Raw genomic sequence first — 18940 nt, 5'->3', positions numbered from 1 at the left:
TGTCGCCCGTGAATGCAGCGAAAACTAATACCACTTGAATACCATGTCAACGGCAGTGCTTTACCGTAGATGAGCGATAACGCGCCAATTCGGAGCGGCTGTAGGTAGGTTGGTCTGAAGTGGTATTAGTGGTGGGATTTAGAACGACGAAGATCGCAGCCTGCGGAAGCGCCTACAGAGCGAAATGGTATTCACCCTGTAGGAGCTGCCGAAGGCTGCGATCTTTTGAATTTATTTTTCGAGAGCGACCAATGGTCGTGGGGAATTACGGGCGAATCTCGATCATCGTGCCATCCGGCACCAGGTTCCAGACTTCGCGCATGTCCATGTTGCGCATGGCGATGCAGCCGTCGGTCCAGTCCAGGGTATGGAACAGTTGCTCAGGGTTGTCTTCGGTGTCCGGGGTGCCGTGGATCATGATCATGCCGCCGGGATCGACGCCTTCACGCCGCGAACGGGCGGAATCGCTGATGTTCGGGTAGGAAATGTGCATCGACAGGTTGAATTTCTCGCTGGTCTTGCGCCAGTCGAGCCAATAGAAACCTTCCGGCGTGCGTTTGTCGCCTTCCATCAGTTTCGGTCCCTTGGGGCGTTTGCCCAGGGAAATGCGATAGGTCTTGATCGGCTTGCCGTCATTGATCAATTGCAATTGATGCGAAGACTTGAGAACCAGAACTTTCTCGATGACCTTGCCGTTCAAGGTTTCCACGGCAGTAGCCTGGGACACCGAGACGAATGACAAGCAGAACAGGGCAAGCAACCAGCGCATTGAAACGATTCCCCAGAGAGGTGTCGCGACTATTTATTTATAGATGTTTTTGAAGGAGCTGCCGCGGGCTACGATTTTCCAGCGGCAATGAATGATACCAATATGGCATCAACTAATGGCAGGCTGAGCAAGCGGCGGGATCGATTCGGACCGTACGGGGTAGGTTTCGGCCCGCCGGTCAGCGAAGAAGCATTCTAAGGTACGGCCCACTGTGCGGAAAGCCAGCTCGTCCCATGGAATGTCCGCTTCGTCGAATAGTTGCACTTCGAGGCTCTCGGGACCGGCGGCAAAGTCCAGGTCCGCCAGTTCGGCACGGAAGAACACATGCACCTGACTGATGTGGGGAACATCGATCAGCGTGTAGATGCTCAGGTTGCGCACCCGGGCGCAGGCTTCTTCGGCGGTTTCGCGAATAGCCGCCTGCTCGATGGTTTCACCGTTCTCCATGAAACCGGCGGGCAGGGTCCAATAACCCAGCCGTGGCTCTATCGCGCGGCGACACAGCAGGACCTGGGTGCCCCAGGTGGCGACGCAGCCAGCGACGATATTGGGGTTCTGGTAGTGAATGGCGTGACAACTGTCGCAGACAAATCGCAGGCGCGAATCGCCTTCGGGTATGCGCTGGGTCACCGGGTTACCGCACTGGCTGCAAAATTTCATGCTTGGGTTCCTGAATGCTGCGCCTATCTTGGCGTGCGGTGGTGTCTGTCGGCAAGTTGTCGTTTCGCGACACGCCACTGTGCGGGGGCTTGGGCGACCGCAACGATTGGTGCATGATGCAGCGTAAGGCACAGATCGAGAACACTCATGCTGGACGAGCTACTGCATCGGGTAACGAATCACACACCGCGCACGCTGGAGACTGACCGACGTTTCCCCGAGGCCGCCGTACTGGTGCCTATCACCCGCAGCGACCAACCGGAGCTGGTGCTGACCCTGCGTGCCAGCGGGCTCTCGACCCATGGCGGCGAAGTGGCTTTCCCCGGCGGGCGCCGCGACCCCGAAGACCCGGACCTGATTTTCACCGCCCTGCGCGAAGCCGAAGAAGAGATCGGTCTGCCGCCGGGGCTGGTCGAGGTGATCGGCCCGTTGAGCCCGTTGATTTCCCTGCACGGCATCAAGGTCACGCCTTATGTCGGCGTGATCCCGGATTTTGTCGAGTACCGGGCCAACGATGCCGAAATTGCCGCCGTATTCAGCGTACCGCTGGAGTTCTTCCGCAAAGACCCGCGTGAGCACACCCACCGCATCGATTATCAGGGCCGCAGCTGGTACGTGCCGAGCTACCGTTACGGCGAGTACAAGATCTGGGGCCTGACGGCGATCATGGTCGTCGAGTTGATCAATCTGCTTTATGACGCGAAAATCAGCCTGCACCAGCCACCCAAAAGCTTTATCAATACCTGAGCCATCGTTCGAATGGCCTGAACACGCGGCTGCCTGAGCCCTGAGGAAAATCACGATGAAATACCGTCTGGGCGACGCCCGCGTCGAAACCCACCCACAGAGCTGGGTCGCACCCAATGCCGTGCTGGTGGGCAAGGTCAAACTGGAAGAGGGCGCCAACGTCTGGTTCAACGCTGTGCTGCGCGGCGACAACGAATTGATCCTGATCGGCAAGAACAGCAACGTCCAGGACGGCACCGTGATGCACACCGACATGGGCTATCCGCTGACCATCGGCACCGGCGTGACCATCGGCCACAACGCGATGCTGCATGGCTGCACCGTGGGCGACTACAGCCTGATCGGGATCAATGCGGTGATCCTCAACGGCGCGAAGATCGGCAAGAACTGCATCATCGGCGCCAATTCGCTGATCGGCGAAGGCAAGGAAATTCCCGACGGCTCGCTGGTCATGGGCTCGCCCGGCAAGGTTGTGCGCGAACTGACCGAGCAGCAGAAGAAGATGCTGGAAGCCAGCGCCGCTCACTATGTGCATAACTCCCAGCGTTATGCCCGCGATCTGGTCGAGCAAGAAGAATGACCGCTACCGAACGCCCAGTGGCATCACCCTGCGTGAACATCTGTGCGCTGGATGACGATGACATTTGCACTGGTTGCCAGCGTACGGTGGAAGAAATCACCCGATGGAGCCGAATGGACAACGAGGAGCGCCGCAAGGTGTTGGGGTTGTGTCATGAGCGGGCGAAATCCAGTGGGTTGGTGTGGATGATCGGCAAGACGCCTGGCCGATGAGATCAAAAGATCGCAGCCTGCGGCAGCTCCTACACCGATCCTTGTAGGAGCTGCCGGAGGCTGCGATCTTTTGACTTTGTGGTCAGCTGACGTACCCTGTGCGCCAAATCAACAGGTGCTTCCATGTTCTTCCTGATCGCCTACATCAGCAGCGTCGTGCTGATCAACTTCGCGTTTTCCACTGCTCCGCACCTGGACATCATCTGGTCGGCCTGGGGCGGGTTGGTATTTATCCTGCGCGACATGGTGCAAACCCGGTTCGGCCACGGCGCGATTGCGGCGATGCTGGTCGCGCTGGTGCTGTCTTATGTCACGTCCGATCCGTCCATCGCCCTGGCCAGCGCCACGGCGTTCGCGGTGTCCGAGTGCATCGACTGGTTGGTGTTCAGCATTACCAAGCGCCCGTTGCACGACCGCCTGTGGATAAGTTCGGCGCTGAGCATTCCTCTCGATACCTTCATCTTTTTCGGCATGATCGACGCGCTGACGCCGGGTGTGATCCTCACCGCCCTGGGCTCGAAGTTCGCCGGCGTGACCGCCGTATGGCTGATCATGGCCTGGCGCCTGCGCAAACAGGCTGTCGTCAGCTGAAGTTCATGTAAAATGCCGCGCTTTCTCCCCATGGGAAGCGTGCTTCCCTCGATGATCCGCTCCTTGAGGACCTTCAGATGACCCGTATCGGAACTCCATTGTCGCCGACCGCGACCCGCGTATTGATGTGTGGCTGTGGCGAATTGGGCAAGGAAGTGGTGATCGAGCTGCAACGCCTGGGCGTTGAAGTGATTGCCGTGGACCGCTACGCCAACGCGCCGGCCATGCAGGTCGCACACCGCAGCCACGTGATCAACATGCTCGATGGCGCCGCCCTGCGTGCCGTGATCGAAGCCGAGAAGCCGCACTTCATCGTGCCGGAAATCGAAGCCATCGCCACCGCGACCCTGGTCGAGCTGGAAGCTGAAGGCTTCACCGTGATCCCGACCGCTCGCGCCGCGCAGCTGACCATGAACCGCGAAGGCATCCGTCGCCTGGCCGCCGAAGAGCTCGACCTGCCGACCTCGCCGTACCACTTCGCCGACACCTTCGAGGATTACAGCAAGGCTGTCGAAGACCTCGGTTTCCCATGTGTGGTCAAGCCGGTGATGAGCTCGTCTGGCAAGGGCCAGAGCCTGCTGCGCAGCGCCGATGACGTGAAAACTGCCTGGGATTACGCCCAGGAAGGCGGCCGTGCCGGTAAAGGCCGGGTGATCATCGAGGGCTTCATCGATTTCGATTACGAAATCACCCTGCTGACCGTGCGCCACGTTGGCGGCACCACTTTCTGCGCACCGGTCGGCCATCGTCAGGAGAAGGGCGACTATCAGGAATCCTGGCAGCCACAAGCCATGAGCCCGATTGCTCTGGCCGAATCCGAGCGCGTTGCCAAAGCCGTGACCGAAGCCTTGGGTGGCCGTGGTCTGTTTGGCGTCGAGTTGTTCATCAAGGGCGATCAAGTGTGGTTCAGCGAAGTCTCGCCGCGCCCGCATGACACCGGTCTGGTCACGCTGATTTCCCAGGACCTGTCGCAGTTCGCCCTGCACGCCCGCGCGATTCTGGGCCTGCCGATCCCATTGATCCGTCAGTTCGGGCCATCGGCCTCGGCGGTGATCCTGGTGGAAGGGCAGTCGACCCAGACCGCTTTCGCAAATCTGGGCGCCGCGTTGAGCGAGCCGGATACCGCGCTGCGTCTGTTCGGCAAGCCTGAAGTCAACGGCCAGCGCCGCATGGGCGTGGCCCTGGCACGCGACGAATCGATCGAAGCCGCCCGCGCCAAGGCGACCCGTGCTTCGCAAGCGGTTGTCGTAGAGCTGTAAAAACCGCTTGGGCGGGCCCGCGATACCCTGTGGGAGCGGGCTTGCCCGCGATGACGTCAGCACATCAAACATTGATGTCGACTGAGCCACTGCTATCGCGGGCGAGCCCGCTCCCACAGGGATACCGGTCCTCCTATAATCTGTGGATGCCAAAGGCCCCTTCTTTTAATGCTCCAGGCCTGTACCCCATGAATTCGCAAAGCATCATCGTCCCGAAAATCTCCACACTGCCGGTGCATGAGCCCCGGGCCCGGGCGATTGTGCGTTGGCTGGTGCGCAAGAACATCGTCCAGGAAGAACTGACCACCTGCGGCCGTACCGGCAATCGCATGGCATATGCCATCGGCGACGGTGCGCGCGCGGTGGTGCTGCATCCGCAAGCCTTGCCGTTCGGCGAGCCGGTCAATGGCCTGGAGATCGTCACCAAGCGCTGCATCTATACGCCGGCCAAGGGTTTCCTTGAAGAAGCCGGCTGCGCCGAGTGCCGCAAGGAAATTGGCGAAGCGCTGTTCGAAAGCCTGGAAGACTGGATGCCGGGGCGCACTGACAACTTCACCTGCCCGGAATGCGGGCATGAAGACGACATCAACGGCTTTCTGTTTTTGCAGGAATGCGGTTTCTCCAACTTGGGCTTCATCTTCAATAACTGGGCGGAAGCCGGGTTCAAGCAGAGCTTCCTCGACGAGTTTGCCGATTGGCTGGATCAACCGGTGAGTTGGGTCAAAGTCGAACTCTAAACGCGGAATTTTCCCGTAGGAGCTGCCGAAGGCTGCGATCTTTTGATCTTGTTTTCCGAAAATCAAAGTCAAAAGATCGCAGCCTTCGGCAGCTCCTACGAAAAGCCCGATTCTCCGTATATCTGTAACATCGATAATAGACAGAGTTTTACATTGAACCCGAGGGGGTGTCTGACTATAATGGCGCGCTTCCATTTTCCCGCTCGGGAGCCCCCGCGATGCTGCGTATCAGCCAAGAAGCTCTGACATTCGACGACATTCTCTTAGTGCCTGGTTATTCCGAGGTGCTTCCTAACGAAGTCAGTCTCAAGACCCGCCTTACCCGTGGCATCGAACTGAATATTCCATTGGTTTCTGCCGCCATGGACACCGTTACTGAAGCCCGTCTGGCAATTGCCATGGCTCAGGAAGGTGGTATCGGCATTATCCACAAGAACATGACCATCGAGCAGCAAGCTGCCGAAGTCCGCAAGGTCAAGAAGTTCGAAGCCGGTGTCGTCAAAGACCCGATCACCATCGAAGCTGACGCCACGGTGCGTGACCTGTTCGAACTGACCCGCATGCACAACATCTCCGGCGTTCCGGTGCTGCACAATGGCGACCTGGTCGGCATTGTCACCTCCCGTGACGTGCGTTTCGAGAACCGTCTGGAAGCCACTGTCCGTGAAGTGATGACGCCTAAAGAGCGTCTGGTCACGGTCAAGGAAGGCGCCGACAAGAACGATGTGCGTGAACTGCTGCACAAGCACCGCATCGAGCGCGTGCTGATCGTCGATGACAAATTCGCCCTCAAAGGCATGATGACCGTCAACGACATCGAAAAAGCCAAGGCTTACCCGCTGGCCAGCAAGGACGATCAAGGTCGTCTGCGCGTTGGCGCTGCCGTTGGTACCGGTAAAGACACCGGTGACCGCGTTGCCGCCCTGGTCAACGCCGGCGTAGACGTGGTGGTGGTCGACACTGCCCACGGTCACTCCAAAGGTGTGATCGACCGCGTTCGCTGGGTCAAGCAGAACTTCCCTGACGTGCAGGTCATCGGCGGCAACATCGCCACCGGCGCTGCCGCCAAGGCCCTGGCCGAAGCCGGCGCTGACGCAGTCAAGGTCGGTATCGGCCCTGGCTCGATCTGCACCACCCGTATCGTCGCCGGTGTCGGCGTCCCGCAAATCAGTGCCATCGCCAACGTTGCCGCTGCCCTTGAAGGCACTGGCGTTCCGTTGATCGCCGACGGCGGCATCCGTTTCTCCGGTGACCTGTCCAAGGCCATCGTAGCCGGTGCTTCCTGCGTGATGATGGGCTCGATGTTCGCCGGTACTGAAGAAGCGCCGGGTGAGATCGAACTGTTCCAGGGCCGTTCGTACAAGGCTTATCGCGGCATGGGTTCGCTGGGCGCCATGTCCCAGGCTCAAGGTTCCTCCGACCGTTACTTCCAGGACTCTTCGGCAGGCGCCGAGAAGCTGGTTCCGGAAGGCATCGAAGGGCGTGTTCCTTACAAGGGCACCCTGAGCGCGATCATTCACCAACTGATGGGCGGCCTGCGTTCCTCGATGGGCTACACCGGCAGCGCCGACATCGAAGAAATGCGCACCAAGCCTGAGTTCGTGCGGATCACCGGCGCTGGCATGGCCGAATCCCACGTTCACGACGTGCAGATCACCAAAGAAGCGCCAAACTACCGCGTAGGTTGAGCCTTCAAGCAATACGTTAAGCAACCGGGGCTGTTTTATTCAGCCCCGAGTTGTTTCTGAATCACGACTGTTTCCGAATTTTTTAGACGAGACTGAATCATGGCCCTCGACATTCACGCCCACCGCATCCTGATCCTCGACTTCGGTTCCCAGTACACCCAGCTGATCGCCCGCCGCGTGCGTGAAATCGGTGTGTACTGCGAACTGCACCCGTTCGACATGGACGAAGATGCGATTCGCGAATTCGCGCCTAAAGGCGTCATCCTCGCCGGCGGCCCGGAATCTGTTCACGAAGCCAACAGCCCTCGCTGCCCGCAAGCCGTCTTCGACCTGGGCGTACCGGTCTTCGGTATCTGCTACGGCATGCAGACCATGGCCGAGCAACTGGGCGGCAAGGTTGAAGGTTCCGAGCTGCGTGAGTTCGGTTATGCCCGCGTGGACGTGGTCGGCAAGAGCCGCCTGCTGGACGGCATCGAAGACCACATCGACGCCGACGGCCTGTTCGGCCTCGACGTGTGGATGAGCCACGGCGACAAAGTCACCAGGATGCCGGAAGATTTCCACATCCTGGCCAGCACTCCGAGCTGCCCGATTGCCGGCATGTTCAGCGATGAGCGTCGCTACTACGGCGTGCAGTTCCACCCGGAAGTGACCCACACCAAGCAGGGCGGTCGCATCCTGTCGCGCTTCATCCTCGACATCTGCGAGTGTGAAGCCCTGTGGACCCCTTCGAAAATCGCCGAAGACGCCATCGCCCAGGTTCGTGCCCAGGTCGGCACCGACAACGTCTTGCTCGGCCTGTCCGGCGGCGTTGACTCCTCGGTGGTTGCCGCACTGCTGCACAAAGCCATCGGCGACCAGCTGACCTGCGTATTCGTCGACAACGGCCTGCTGCGCCTGCACGAAGGCGAGCAAGTGATGGCCATGTTCGCCGAGAACATGGGCGTCAAGGTGATCCGCGCCAACGCTGAAGATCAGTTCCTGAACAACCTGGCCGGCGAAGCCGATCCGGAGAAGAAGCGCAAGATCATCGGCCGTACCTTCATCGACGTATTCGATGCCCAGTCCAACAAACTGGAAAACATCAAGTACCTGGCCCAGGGCACCATCTACCCGGACGTGATCGAGTCGGCTGGCGCGAAAAGCGGCAAGGCCCACGTGATCAAGTCGCACCACAACGTGGGCGGCCTGCCGGAAGAAATGAACCTGAAACTGGTCGAGCCACTGCGCGAACTGTTCAAGGACGAAGTCCGCCGTCTGGGCCTGGAACTGGGCCTGCCGTACGACATGGTCTACCGTCACCCGTTCCCGGGCCCGGGCCTGGGCGTGCGCATCCTCGGTGAAGTGAAGAAGGAATACGCCGACCTGCTGCGTCGTGCCGACCACATCTTCATCGAAGAACTGCGCAAAGCCGACTGGTACCACAAGGTCAGCCAGGCATTCGTGGTGTTCCAGCCGGTGAAATCGGTTGGCGTGGTCGGCGATGGCCGTCGTTACGCTTGGGTCGTGGCCCTGCGTGCCGTAGAAACCATCGACTTCATGACCGCGCGTTGGGCACACCTGCCTTACGAACTGCTGGAAACCGTTTCCGGCCGCATCATCAATGAAATCGAAGGCATCTCCCGCGTCACCTACGACGTGTCGAGCAAGCCGCCAGCGACCATTGAGTGGGAATGATCGTGATCGGGCCTGAGCATTCAAGCCCGCAACGATAGTGGCAAGAAAAAGCCCCCGATCGCGAGATCGGGGGCTTTTTGCGTTTAGAGGGGGCGACCCGGATGAAGCCGGGAATTATTGCGGCAAGCGACCTTCGAAGCGCATGCCCATACGGCCCAGCGCCCAGGACAGTTCGACGATGCTGTCGTATGGCACCTGATGCACCTCGGTCCAGGTCGGGCGGTTGATCAGATACTTGCCCTCAGCCGTTTGTTCGACCAACGTTCGCGCAATCTGGCCATTTCTGCCGCGATGAATCAGCGTCCAGCTGCCTTCGGCGTTTTCAAAGGTGAACATGCCCTGCCTGAACAGCAGCCGAGAAAGCTCCTCGGATGTGCGTTGTAGCGGCGGCAGTGGCATCTGCAAGTTCAGGTCGGCGTAGAGCGTGTCGACGTTGCCAATGAAGGATTCGGGCTGCGTGGTAAAACCGCGGCCCACTTCGATCCCCCGATCCGTCTCGATCAGCAAGTCGCCGTCAGGTGATATTTCTTCGATGCGTAAACCGATACCGCCCTGCAGTTCGCTGATACCGGCCATGCCGCGAAAGGTATTGGTATTTTCCTGGTCGGTCAGCACCACCCATTTGCCGGAGCCGTTGAGGGATTTATCGGCTTGAATGAGGCTGTGCGTCAGGTAGGTTTTTATCGCTTGCTCATGCATGTCGGGCAGTGGCGAAGCGGGGTAGCGGTAGCTCGCCAGGCAATCCGTGGCCTGCACTCGAATCCTGTTGGATTGGGCGCTCTCGACTACTTTGAGTGGCGTGTATCGTCCGGAAGGGTCGCTTTGCAGCTGTCGCAGGGCTGTTTCCAGGTCGTCGGACATTTTCCCGGATGTGAAGAACTCATTGAGATCCAGTTGGCTGAAATCGCTGAGCAGGCGATGAAAGTAGATCGTTTTTACACCTGCGCGGGACAGTCTCGGCATGTTCTCGATCAGAAACCGCATGCTGCCAATGCGATCCTGACTTTCGCCAACGACCAGGCCTGGAGACGCCTCAAAAACCTTCGGAATCAGATCTGCTGCGGTGGTCGCCGGAGTAACGGCCGGTTGTGTTGGGCGAGCGGGTAACAAATCGTTGAGATCATTACGAGCAAAAAACTCGCGGGCGTCCTGTGACAACTTGGCTCTGTGGACGGCGACATGTTCATCGTAGGTGGTTATCCCGCGCAGGCTTCCATTGGGCTGACGAACAATTTTGATGTGGGTTTCACTTAATCCCAGTGCGAGCTTTCTCAGGCTCCATCTCCCGGAAGCATCGTATTGTGTGGAAGGGCAGCGCAGTGCATCGTGCGGTGGCGGGGTTTGCACCGGCAGTGCTGAGGTTCCCGGCTGTGTGTTGCCCCCGCCCTTCAGACCCCCTCGAGGTGCAAGTTCCCATTCATCCTGAGCATTGAGCCGCACGGGGCATGTTCCAGTCGACGCATTCGGGTGTTCAGGATCGATGATTGCCCAGTTTCCGCCACCGTTGGCGTTGGCATCTGCCTCAAAGCGGACGTAGTAAGCCGTGTCATCAAGCATGATTGCGGTAGCCGGGTTGGAGTCGAGCAAATAGATGCCTTGGTTTATCCCAGGCCCGCTCTCCGGCGTTAGACCCTCTAGCAATTCATTGGCTTGCCAGTGGGTGGGAGCTTCGAGGTGTTGCGACGGCGACAAGGTTGAATCCAGTTCTTCAGCCACTTCGACGGGCCAACCCATGGGTTTCATTCCCTTAGCAATGAGTGCCTCCTTCAGCTCATCGAGGTTGTTCACCGTCATCGTGTCGTAGGCTGGCTGCAGCGGGGTATCCAGATTGAGCCTCCCCTCGGGCGTTATCCTGATCATGCCGTCTACTATTTCATTGTTGGCGTTGCGGTAGTTCACCAGAATGTTGTTCCCATACCGCTGAAAGGTGAACATTCGAGGTTCCGACAACAGCGTCTCCAATGCCTGCGGGCTTCTGTATGCCCATTGAGTTTCTCCCTGCATGCGCCAGTCGCCGCGGATAAAGTCCTGCTCTTCGAATGGATTGCCTTCGATCCAAGGCTCGTGAACCGGGGCGTCCGGGTAGTCTGAGTACTCCACCGGCAACCCTGGATCGGAACCGATGGCTTGTGCCTGCCCCGGTGCGACGTCATCGATACGCAAACTCGCAGCGCCGGTCTGCTCGCTAACGCCTTGGAAGCCTCTGAACGTGGTCATGTTTTCTTCATTGACCAGCGCCACCCAATTGGCGAGCTCCTTTGTTTCCTCATTGAATTGGATAACCTGGCTGGCAAAGAAGCTTCTCGCCATTTGGTAGTTTCCGTCCCATTGACTTGCCTCTTTATTGATGTTGTAGGTCGTCGACATGTCGATGGCCTGAACACGGATCTTCTGGGCGTTGGCAGTCTTCACCAGGTTCAGCAGATTGAATCGGCCATCAGGATCGTTGCCGGCCCTGATATCGAGTTTTTTCAGGTAGGTTTCCAGCTCTTCGGGCATTACTCGGGTGCGGGCGAAGGTGTCCAGGTCGAGTTGGTTTACGTCGGCCAACAATTCCTGCAAATACAGGGTCTTCACACCGCGTTCAGCCAAGGTTCGCATGTTTTTGATCAGGAACTGTTTGCTGCCGACACTGCCTCGGGGCTCGCCGACAACAAGTCCTTTTCTGTCTGCAAAAACGGTATCGAGCAGTTCGGATGTTGTTTCAAACGTTCGTGCGGTAGAGACCGAGTTCTCAAGACTCGCTGGGTTGAGGTCGTAGTATGCTTTTGCGTCGCTGACCAGATCTCGGCGAGGCTCTTCCTGCGCCAGGTCGAATTCGCTCAAGGACTCTGTGAGTTCGTCGACAGGGGACATGAAAACACTGCGAGCGCCGACTGAATCCTCGTCGATCCCGAGCACACTGCGCACGTCGATCGAGCCGAGGGTCCACACCCTTCTGAACAGGCTGCGTACGTCCGGGCCACCGAGTGACCAGGCTCGCATTTCGGGGTCTTCGATGCTGGGGGCATGAATGCCTGGCGTTTGCGCCCATTCATCGACAACCGATTCACTGGATGTGCCTGCTGTCGCAACAGGCGCTACGTCCATGCCGCCTCTTAGCCCCAGTCGGGGAATGAGCTCCCATTTGCCTTCCGGGCCCAGGCGCACGGGAATCGAGCCCGAAAAGGCGTCGGGGTTGGCCGGGTCGACAATGGCCCAGGTACTGCGGCCGTTGACATGGGTTTCATAACGCACGAAGTAGGCATCGTCGTTGAGCTTGATGGCGCTCGAAGGATTGGAGGCGAGTCGATAGGTGCCTTCAAACTTGCCCGACTCACGAACCAGCGTGTCTTCGTCGAGGGAGACATTGATTTTGAAACGGTCTGGTACCTTCGCTGTCGGCTCGGGCGGTGATTCAACGGTGGTCTCACCTGGCGTCGGAACCGACACTTCGGCCGGTAATGTCGATTCTTTTAAATCAGACATTTCCTTGGCTTCGGCAGCATCGATTTCAGGGCCAACGTCTTCCAGTGAACCGGGACCCTTCAACACCAAAAGATTGAACAGCAGATCAATGCCGCTGAGTATCGCCCCGGTAACTCCAGCCTTGCGCTCTTCGGCGGTATTCCCATTGACCGCCTGATCGATGTTCAATCCCATGCTGGCAATACTGGCGCCCACTACGGGCAATGCGATCGGCCAACCAACGACGGCCATGGGACCAAACACTTTGACACCCGCACTGAGATAACCGATCCAGAGCTTTTTGCGCAGATCGCCATTGGACGTCAGCGAAAGGTCGGCTTCGGAGAACATGGCGGTTTGGGTCGAGTCGCTCAACCAGGAAAAGGCGTCACCCTTGATCGCCTCGTTGTGCTGATTGATCAGGGAATGATCGTACTTGCCCCAGGTACTGACCAAGCGATTCATCAGGTCGGTGATGTTCTCGGCAACGTCCTGGCGGTCGGAGAGGGAGAAATGAGCCATGAATCCATGGCGCTTATCCTCCTTGTTCATCTGCTGCAATAGCCAGTAGTGCATGTCTATGGGCGATTTCAGTGTCTGGAAGGCGTTAGTCTCACCGGGTAGATAAACGATCTGTCGGCCCTTGGGCGCGACAAAGCGAAGAACGTTGTTGGCAATGTGGCCATCGAAATCCAGGGTTCGTACCTTGTCAGAGCAAGGCTGATGGGTTTGCAGAAACTCCAGGCTGACAGGCCAGGTGACAGGTCCCATGACTGCTTGAGTGACGAACAGAAAGTCTTCGTCACTCAACTGGCGTTTGTCTCGCGCTCGTACCGCCTGGATAAGGAAATTGCTCTTGGCCAGGGTGCGGAAGTCGGTGCCGGATTCACTCCAGAACGTAGTCAGGCGCTTGCCGTACAAGGCGCTGAAATTGGTGCTCCAAAAATCTTTCAGCACCTCGTTGCCATGCAATTTCACTTCATTGGTTTCGTTAAAAAGCGTGGCTTTCGGGCCGGCGCTATAGAAACCGGCGTACACGTCGAGCAGGTCGGCGTTGTCCTGGTCAGTGGCCCGGAAGCGATGGATTACCAATTGCGTGAGGGTCATGGTTGACGTCGGCGTAGCGTTGACATGCTCCCATCCGGTGAAGGCTTTGGCGCTGCTTTGAGCGGCGTAGAAGCGCTGAAAATACACCTTGTCCGGATCAAGGTTGGTGAGGCCATGCTTTTTCAGTAAATCGCCGGCGACCTCGCGAGCCGTGTCTTGCAGGCTGGGGCAGGTCTGGATCACGCGGGTGACGATGGCCTTGAGCGCGGCCTTGTCGGCGGCGTTGGGCATGGGGCGTGTGTCGGTCGGGTTCATGTTGTCGATCCTTGAGAAATGGAACGTGAGCATGAGCCGCCGATTCCGGGGGCGTGCGGTACATAGTTATGCCATCAAGCGGTTTTCTGGCGGATGGACGCAAGTCGCAGTGCCTGCAACCTGCGTCCATCCGCCGCGCTGCCCTTACTGTTTCGCAGTTGCAGGTGTATCGTATTCGCCTTTTGCAGGCCCCGGGCCTGTCGCTGATACGTGAGGTAGTTGAGTTCATGTCCTTTACCCGTCGCCAAATCCTCGGTGGCCTGGCCGGTCTTGTAGTCGTTGGCGTCGGTGCAGGGGGCGCGTCGCGTTACTGGCTGGGCAAGATGGCCGACGACGACGCGGGCCACGACTATGAGCTGATCGCGGCGCCGCTGGACGTGAAACTGGTGGCGGGCCACAAGACCGAGGCCTGGGCGTTCGGCCCATCGGCGCCGGGCACCGAGTTGCGGGTGCGGCAGGGTGAGTGGCTGCGGGTGCGTTTCATCAACCACCTGCCAGTCGCGACCACCATTCACTGGCACGGCATTCGCCTGCCGCTGGAAATGGACGGCGTGCCTTACGTGTCGCAGCTTCCGGTGTTGCCGGGGGAATATTTCGACTACAAGTTCCGTGTGCCGGATGCCGGCAGTTACTGGTATCACCCGCATGTGAACAGCAGCGAAGAGCTCGGTCGCGGGCTGGTCGGGCCGTTGATTGTCGAGGAGCGCGAGCCGACCGGTTTCAAGTACGAAAAGACTTTGAGCCTCAAGAGCTGGCACGTCGACGACGTGGGTAATTTCGTCGAGTTCAGCATCCCCCGTGAAGCCGCCCGTGGCGGTACGGCGGGGCGCCTGGCGACCATCAACGGTGTGCCGCAAGCGGTCATCGATTTGCCAGCCGGGCAGATCACCCGTGTGCGCCTGCTCAACCTCGATAACACCCTGACCTATCGCTTGAACATTCCCGGCGTCGAAGCGCAGATTTACGCGCTGGATGGCAATCCGATTGAACCGCGGCCACTGGGCAAGGAGTACTGGCTTGGCCCCGGCATGCGCATTTGCCTGGCGATCAAGGCCCCGGCGGCGGGTGAAGAGTTGTCGTTGCGCAACGGCCCGGTGCGTCTGGGGACGTTCCGTTCAGTGGCTAACTCTGACGCACCGACCGAATGGCCACCGGCAATGCCCGCCAACCCGGTGGCCGAACCCGACCTGGCCAATGCCGAGAAACTCAACTTCAATTTCGAATGGGTAGGCTCTGTGTCGGTCAACGTCGACAACGGCAAGCCGCCGAGCCTCTGGCAGATCAACGGCAAGCCGCCGAGCCTCTGGCAGATCAACGGCAAGGCCTGGGACATCACCGACAAGACCTGCGCTGATCGGCCGATTGCCAAGCTTGAGAAGGGCAAGAGCTACATTTTCGAACTGAAGAACATGACTCAGTATCAGCACCCGATTCACTTGCACGGCATGAGTTTCAAGGTTATCGCCTCGAACCGGCACAAGGTGATTCCGTACTTCACCGACACCTACTTGCTGGGCAAGAACGAGCGCGCGCAGGTTGCGCTGGTGGCGGATAACCCGGGTGTCTGGATGTTCCATTGCCATGTGATCGACCACATGGAAACCGGCCTGATGGCCGCCATCGAGGTGGCGTGATGCGCCAGATTCGTCCCGCGGCGATCATCGACCGCAGCCGTGATCAAGACTTCATGCGTGAGGCGCTGGCCTTGGCCGCCCAAGGCGCGGCCCTCGGCGAAGTGCCGGTGGGCGCAGTGCTGGTGCAGGATGGCGAAATCATCGGCCGTGGCTTCAATTGCCCGATCAGTGGCAGCGACCCGAGCGCCCATGCCGAAATGGTCGCGATTCGCGCCGCCGCCCAAGCTGTCAATAACTATCGCCTGCCCGGTAGCACCCTGTATGTGACCCTGGAGCCGTGCAGCATGTGCGCCGGCCTGATCGTGCATTCGCGGATCGCGCGGGTGGTGTACGGTGCGCTGGAGCCGAAGGCGGGGATCGTACAGAGCCAGGGGCAGTTTTTTACCCAAGGCTTTTTGAATCACCGGGTGCTGTATGAGGGCGGGGTGTTGGCGGAAGAGTGCGGGGCGGTGCTTAGCAAGTTCTTCAAGGCCCGGCGGGCTAGTCGGGACTAAGATCAAAAGATCGCAGCCTTCGGCAGCTCCTACAGGGATCAATGTAGGAGCTGCCGAAGGCTGCGATCTTTTGATTTTGATTTTTTACTTGCGAGCGACGATCACCGCCCGCATCGGCGCCGGCAGCCCTTCAATGGTCTTGCTGTGATCTTGCGGATCGAGGAAATCACTCAGCGACTGATACTTCATCCACTCCGTCCCGCGCTGTTCCTCGACCGTGGTGGTGCTCACGTCCACACACTTCACATCGGTGAACCCGGCACGTCGTAGCCACAACTCCAGCGCCGGGACCGATGGCAGGAACCACACGTTGCGCATCTGCGCGTAACGGTCTTCCGGCATCAGCACCTGATGCTTGTCGCCTTCGACCACCAACGTTTCCAGTACCAGCTCACCGCCCTTGACCAGGCAATCCTTCAGCGCCAGCAAGTGCTCGATCGGTGAGCGGCGGTGGTAGAACACGCCCATGGAAAACACCGTGTCGAACCCTTCGAGATTCGGCGGCAGGTCTTCGAACGGGAAGGGCAGGTGCCAGGCATTCGGTTCGGACAGGTAGCGTTGCACGGCCTGGAACTGGCAGAAGAACAGCCAGTTCGGGTCGACGCCGATCACGCTGTCGGCACCGGCGCCGAGCATGCGCCACATGTAGTAGCCGTTGCCGCAGCCGACATCAAGGATGCGTTTGCCCTTGAGGTTCAGATGCGGTGATACCCGCGACCATTTCCAGTCCGAGCGCCATTCGGTGTCGACGTGCACGCCGAACAGATTGAACGGCCCTTTGCGCCATGGCGACAGCCCCATCAGCGCGGTGCGCATTTGCGCGCGGGTTTCATCGTCGCAATCGGTGTCCAGCGTCAGGCCGTTAAGCAAATCGATTTCGCTCGGCTGGATCTTCGGCAGGGCGTCCAGCGCGCTTTGCCAGCGCTCAAGGTCGCCGTGGCCCTTTTCCATTTTCTTGTCGAGTTGACGCTGCAGGGTGTTGGCCCAATCGGCCAGCGGCGTGCCGGCCAGACGGCGGGCGAGGGGGGACAGATCAATCATGGCAAGGCAATCAACGAGGCAAAGTTAAGACACTGGAACCACAGCACGACTTTCGAGAACCCGGCCGCCAACAGGCGCTCGCGGTGTTCTTCGAGGCTGTCGGGCTTCATGACGTTTTCGATGGCGCTGCGCTTCTGGGCGATTTCCAGTTCGCTGTAGCCGTTGGCGCGTTTGAAGGCGACGTGCAGGTCGGTGAGCAACGTGTGTTCCTGCGCGTCTTCGAAACGCAGTTTTTCCGAGAGGATCAGCGCTCCGCCGGGCAACAGCGACTGACGGATGCGCGACAGCAACGCCGTGCGCTGGTCAGGGGCGATGAATTGCAGGGTGAAGTTCAGCGCCACCACCGAGGCTGGTTTGAATTCGAGGGCGAGGATGTCGCCTTCGATCACTTCAACCGGCAGCAACTCCTGGAACATCGAATCCTGACCGTTGAGGTACTCGCGGCAGCGCTCGACCATCGCCGCGGAGTTATCCACAGCGATCACCTGGCAACCGTCGGTGCGTACATGACGGCGCAGGGCCTGGGTCACGGCGCCCAGCGACGAGCCGAGGTCGTACAGCACGCTGTTGGGCTGGGCGAACTGCGAAGCAAGCACGCCGAGGTTTTCGACGATGGTCGGATAACCCGGCACCGAGCGCTTGATCATGTCCGGGAACACCCGCACCACGTCCTCATTGAAGGCGAAGTCAGGCACCTGGGCCAAAGGCTGGGCGAAAAGGCGATCGGATTCTTTGCTCACGGCGGTTCCAGCGGTGTAGGTGGAAAAGGCCGGCATTTTAGCCAAGTTGGCGCGGGGATGCGCGGGTTGTCTGATAAACCGCCAAATCAAAAGATCGCAGCCTTCGGCAGCTCCTACATTGGAATGCGATTCCCCGTAGGAGCTGCCGAAGGCTGCGATCTTTTAATCGGCGTAATGCGGATTCTGAGCAAACGCCGAGGCGGTGATACCCCACTGCCCCAGCCAATAACTGAGGATGATCACATAAGGCGCCGCCTCAAACGGCATCACAAACCGACTGATGCCAATCACGCTATCCGAGAACACAAACGCCACCGCACCACCCGCCGCCAATAGCGCCGAACGCTTGGGCACATCGGTCCCGAGCCGGGCCAGTGCACGCCAGAGCATGGCGCTGATCGCTGTGCCATAGACAATCACGGGCACCAGCAATGGGCCGAGTCCGTTGGAAATCAGAATCCCTAGCAGGATGACGCCGACACTGAGGGCTAGCACCAGCGGCAGCATGGCCAGGCGTCGACAATCGCTCAGATAGGCCTTGAGATAAGCCAGATGCGCGACCAGAAATGCGCCCAGGCCAAACACAAACAAATCCCCCGGCCATGCCAGCAACACATCGCCGAGCAGGGAGAAAATCAAGCCGAGGCTGATCCAGCGTCGATACTCGCTGGGCGGTGCATCGTGCAGCCAGCCGAGCAAGGCCAATACGGGAAGCGGTTTGACCAGCAGGCAGAGCAGCGCGGCATGCACGCTCAGGCCGTAGAGGAAGGTCACTGCGCCCATCAGCGCCAGAATCAGCCAGCCCACGATCAGTTGACCGAGATGGCGCAGTCGAACGAATCCACCGGCAGCACTTCCGGCGCCCACGGCTGCTGCGAAGTCAGGCGCAAACGTCCGTTGCCAGCGGCGAAGGCCTGGAAGCGCCAGGTCGATACGCCGGCGGAACCGACGATGCCGGCATCTTCCGGGTTGCGATAAACCTCAGGACCCAACGCGTGCAACACGCCACCGGCCGAATCCTGGATTGACCAGCGATAACCCGTGGTCGGGTTGCTTGGCAGGGTCAGAATCAGGTTTTGCCCACTGGTGAGTTTCACCGGGCATTCGCTTTGTTTCTCCACAGTCACGTTGTGTTTCGGTTGCGTGGCGCACGCGGCCAGCAAGGCGAGGGCGAGGGGGACAAACAGGCGAGTGGGGGACATGGGGTCAGCGGCTCCGGCGTTCACGACGAACGGCGAGCATAACCGAGATGAGACAAATTGTGACAGCCGCCGAAGGAGGCGGTGACTGGGAGGACGCCAT

Annotated in this window: 17 protein-coding genes; 10 read left to right on the top strand and 7 right to left on the bottom strand. The window is 59.3% G+C overall.

Annotated elements, in window-relative coordinates:
• Positions 1-265 precede the first annotated feature (265 nt).
• Complete coding sequence (locus KVG88_RS08815; protein WP_150701968.1) at positions 266-769, bottom strand: L,D-transpeptidase family protein; 504 nt, start codon at positions 767-769, stop codon at positions 266-268.
• Positions 770-877: 108 nt separating this feature from the next.
• Positions 878-1429 carry an NUDIX hydrolase gene (locus KVG88_RS08810; RefSeq protein WP_150701969.1) on the bottom strand — a complete coding sequence of 184 codons (552 nt, stop codon included), beginning with the start codon at positions 1427-1429 and terminating at the stop codon, positions 878-880.
• A 147-nt stretch (positions 1430-1576) separates the two neighbouring features.
• On the opposite strand from KVG88_RS08810, the gene KVG88_RS08805 reads away from it, so the two are divergent.
• From KVG88_RS08805 to guaA, 8 genes are all read left to right on the top strand, one after another.
• The gene (locus KVG88_RS08805; protein WP_217871110.1) at positions 1577-2176 is read left to right on the top strand and encodes a CoA pyrophosphatase; all 600 of its coding nucleotides are present in this window, start codon (positions 1577-1579) and stop codon (positions 2174-2176) included.
• 55 nt (positions 2177-2231) lie between these two features.
• A complete protein-coding gene (locus tag KVG88_RS08800) occupies positions 2232-2756 on the top strand; it encodes a gamma carbonic anhydrase family protein (protein ID WP_007944857.1) in 525 nt (174 codons plus the stop codon).
• A complete protein-coding gene (locus KVG88_RS08795; protein WP_150701972.1) occupies positions 2753-2968 on the top strand; it encodes a DUF1289 domain-containing protein in 216 nt (71 codons plus the stop codon). Before KVG88_RS08800 ends, KVG88_RS08795 begins: the two co-directional genes overlap by 4 nt.
• Before the next feature lie 123 nt (positions 2969-3091).
• Positions 3092-3559 carry a preQ0 transporter gene (locus KVG88_RS08790; protein WP_075946642.1) on the top strand — a complete coding sequence of 156 codons (468 nt, stop codon included), beginning with the start codon at positions 3092-3094 and terminating at the stop codon, positions 3557-3559.
• A gap of 77 nt (positions 3560-3636) precedes the next feature.
• Positions 3637-4818, top strand: coding sequence for a formate-dependent phosphoribosylglycinamide formyltransferase (purT, locus tag KVG88_RS08785; RefSeq protein WP_150701974.1), 1182 nt, complete (start codon positions 3637-3639; stop codon positions 4816-4818).
• A gap of 188 nt (positions 4819-5006) precedes the next feature.
• The gene (locus tag KVG88_RS08780; RefSeq protein WP_150701975.1) at positions 5007-5555 is read left to right on the top strand and encodes a sugar ABC transporter ATPase; all 549 of its coding nucleotides are present in this window, start codon (positions 5007-5009) and stop codon (positions 5553-5555) included.
• Positions 5556-5773: 218 nt separating this feature from the next.
• Positions 5774-7243 carry an IMP dehydrogenase gene (guaB, locus tag KVG88_RS08775; RefSeq protein ID WP_150701976.1) on the top strand — a complete coding sequence of 490 codons (1470 nt, stop codon included), beginning with the start codon at positions 5774-5776 and terminating at the stop codon, positions 7241-7243.
• Positions 7244-7342: 99 nt separating this feature from the next.
• Positions 7343-8920: a glutamine-hydrolyzing GMP synthase gene (gene guaA / locus KVG88_RS08770; protein WP_150701977.1), complete on the top strand. Its 1578-nt coding sequence runs from the start codon at positions 7343-7345 to the stop codon at positions 8918-8920.
• Between the two features lie 114 nt (positions 8921-9034).
• Here guaA and KVG88_RS08765 read toward each other — a convergent pair whose 3' ends face one another.
• On the bottom strand, positions 9035-13729 hold the full coding sequence (locus KVG88_RS08765; protein WP_217871109.1) for a membrane-targeted effector domain-containing toxin: 4695 nt from the start codon (positions 13727-13729) through the stop codon (positions 9035-9037).
• A gap of 227 nt (positions 13730-13956) precedes the next feature.
• Here KVG88_RS08765 and KVG88_RS08760 point away from each other — a divergent pair, with 227 nt between their 5' ends.
• The gene (locus KVG88_RS08760) at positions 13957-15363 is read left to right on the top strand and encodes a multicopper oxidase family protein (RefSeq protein WP_217871108.1); all 1407 of its coding nucleotides are present in this window, start codon (positions 13957-13959) and stop codon (positions 15361-15363) included.
• The gene (tadA, locus tag KVG88_RS08755; protein WP_150701980.1) at positions 15363-15857 is read left to right on the top strand and encodes a tRNA adenosine(34) deaminase TadA; all 495 of its coding nucleotides are present in this window, start codon (positions 15363-15365) and stop codon (positions 15855-15857) included. Before KVG88_RS08760 ends, tadA begins: the two co-directional genes overlap by 1 nt.
• A gap of 84 nt (positions 15858-15941) precedes the next feature.
• On the opposite strand, the gene cmoB is transcribed toward tadA, so the two are convergent.
• The 4 genes from cmoB to KVG88_RS08735 all read right to left on the bottom strand — a co-directional run bounded on the left by cmoB (position 15942) and on the right by KVG88_RS08735 (position 18840).
• Positions 15942-16898, bottom strand: a complete 957-nt coding sequence (gene cmoB / locus KVG88_RS08750; protein WP_217871107.1) for a tRNA 5-methoxyuridine(34)/uridine 5-oxyacetic acid(34) synthase CmoB — start codon at positions 16896-16898, stop codon at positions 15942-15944.
• Complete coding sequence (cmoA, locus tag KVG88_RS08745) at positions 16895-17674, bottom strand: carboxy-S-adenosyl-L-methionine synthase CmoA (protein WP_217871320.1); 780 nt, start codon at positions 17672-17674, stop codon at positions 16895-16897. Before cmoA ends, cmoB begins: the two co-directional genes overlap by 4 nt.
• Positions 17675-17800: 126 nt before the next feature.
• Positions 17801-18445, bottom strand: coding sequence for a lysoplasmalogenase (locus tag KVG88_RS08740; RefSeq protein WP_217871106.1), 645 nt, complete (start codon positions 18443-18445; stop codon positions 17801-17803).
• A gap of 2 nt (positions 18446-18447) precedes the next feature.
• A complete protein-coding gene (locus KVG88_RS08735; protein ID WP_150701983.1) occupies positions 18448-18840 on the bottom strand; it encodes a protease inhibitor I42 family protein in 393 nt (130 codons plus the stop codon).
• Positions 18841-18940: the final 100 nt, after the last annotated feature.

It is taken from the genome of Pseudomonas azerbaijanoccidentalis (assembly GCF_019145495.1).
GTDB lineage: Bacteria > Pseudomonadota > Gammaproteobacteria > Pseudomonadales > Pseudomonadaceae > Aquipseudomonas > Aquipseudomonas azerbaijanoccidentalis.
The sequence above is the reverse complement of the archived record's forward strand: the minus strand, read 5'-3'. Positions and strand labels throughout refer to the sequence as shown.

Excerpts from the sequence above, each read along its gene's own strand:
- KVG88_RS08815 (WP_150701968.1), bottom strand. The coding sequence starts at position 769 with ATGCGCTGGTTGCTTGCCCTGTTCTGCTTGTCATTCGTCTCGGTGTCC.
- KVG88_RS08810 (WP_150701969.1), bottom strand. The coding sequence starts at position 1,429 with ATGAAATTTTGCAGCCAGTGCGGTAACCCGGTGACCCAGCGCATACCC.
- KVG88_RS08805 (WP_217871110.1), top strand. The coding sequence starts at position 1,577 with ATGCTGGACGAGCTACTGCATCGGGTAACGAATCACACACCGCGCACG.
- KVG88_RS08800 (WP_007944857.1), top strand. The coding sequence starts at position 2,232 with ATGAAATACCGTCTGGGCGACGCCCGCGTCGAAACCCACCCACAGAGC.
- KVG88_RS08795 (WP_150701972.1), top strand. The coding sequence starts at position 2,753 with ATGACCGCTACCGAACGCCCAGTGGCATCACCCTGCGTGAACATCTGT.
- KVG88_RS08790 (WP_075946642.1), top strand. The coding sequence starts at position 3,092 with ATGTTCTTCCTGATCGCCTACATCAGCAGCGTCGTGCTGATCAACTTC.
- purT (WP_150701974.1), top strand. The coding sequence starts at position 3,637 with ATGACCCGTATCGGAACTCCATTGTCGCCGACCGCGACCCGCGTATTG.
- KVG88_RS08780 (WP_150701975.1), top strand. The coding sequence starts at position 5,007 with ATGAATTCGCAAAGCATCATCGTCCCGAAAATCTCCACACTGCCGGTG.
- guaB (WP_150701976.1), top strand. The coding sequence starts at position 5,774 with ATGCTGCGTATCAGCCAAGAAGCTCTGACATTCGACGACATTCTCTTA.
- guaA (WP_150701977.1), top strand. The coding sequence starts at position 7,343 with ATGGCCCTCGACATTCACGCCCACCGCATCCTGATCCTCGACTTCGGT.
- KVG88_RS08765 (WP_217871109.1), bottom strand. The coding sequence starts at position 13,729 with ATGAACCCGACCGACACACGCCCCATGCCCAACGCCGCCGACAAGGCC.
- KVG88_RS08760 (WP_217871108.1), top strand. The coding sequence starts at position 13,957 with ATGTCCTTTACCCGTCGCCAAATCCTCGGTGGCCTGGCCGGTCTTGTA.
- tadA (WP_150701980.1), top strand. The coding sequence starts at position 15,363 with ATGCGCCAGATTCGTCCCGCGGCGATCATCGACCGCAGCCGTGATCAA.
- cmoB (WP_217871107.1), bottom strand. The coding sequence starts at position 16,898 with ATGATTGATCTGTCCCCCCTCGCCCGCCGTCTGGCCGGCACGCCGCTG.
- cmoA (WP_217871320.1), bottom strand. The coding sequence starts at position 17,674 with ATGCCGGCCTTTTCCACCTACACCGCTGGAACCGCCGTGAGCAAAGAA.
- KVG88_RS08735 (WP_150701983.1), bottom strand. The coding sequence starts at position 18,840 with ATGTCCCCCACTCGCCTGTTTGTCCCCCTCGCCCTCGCCTTGCTGGCC.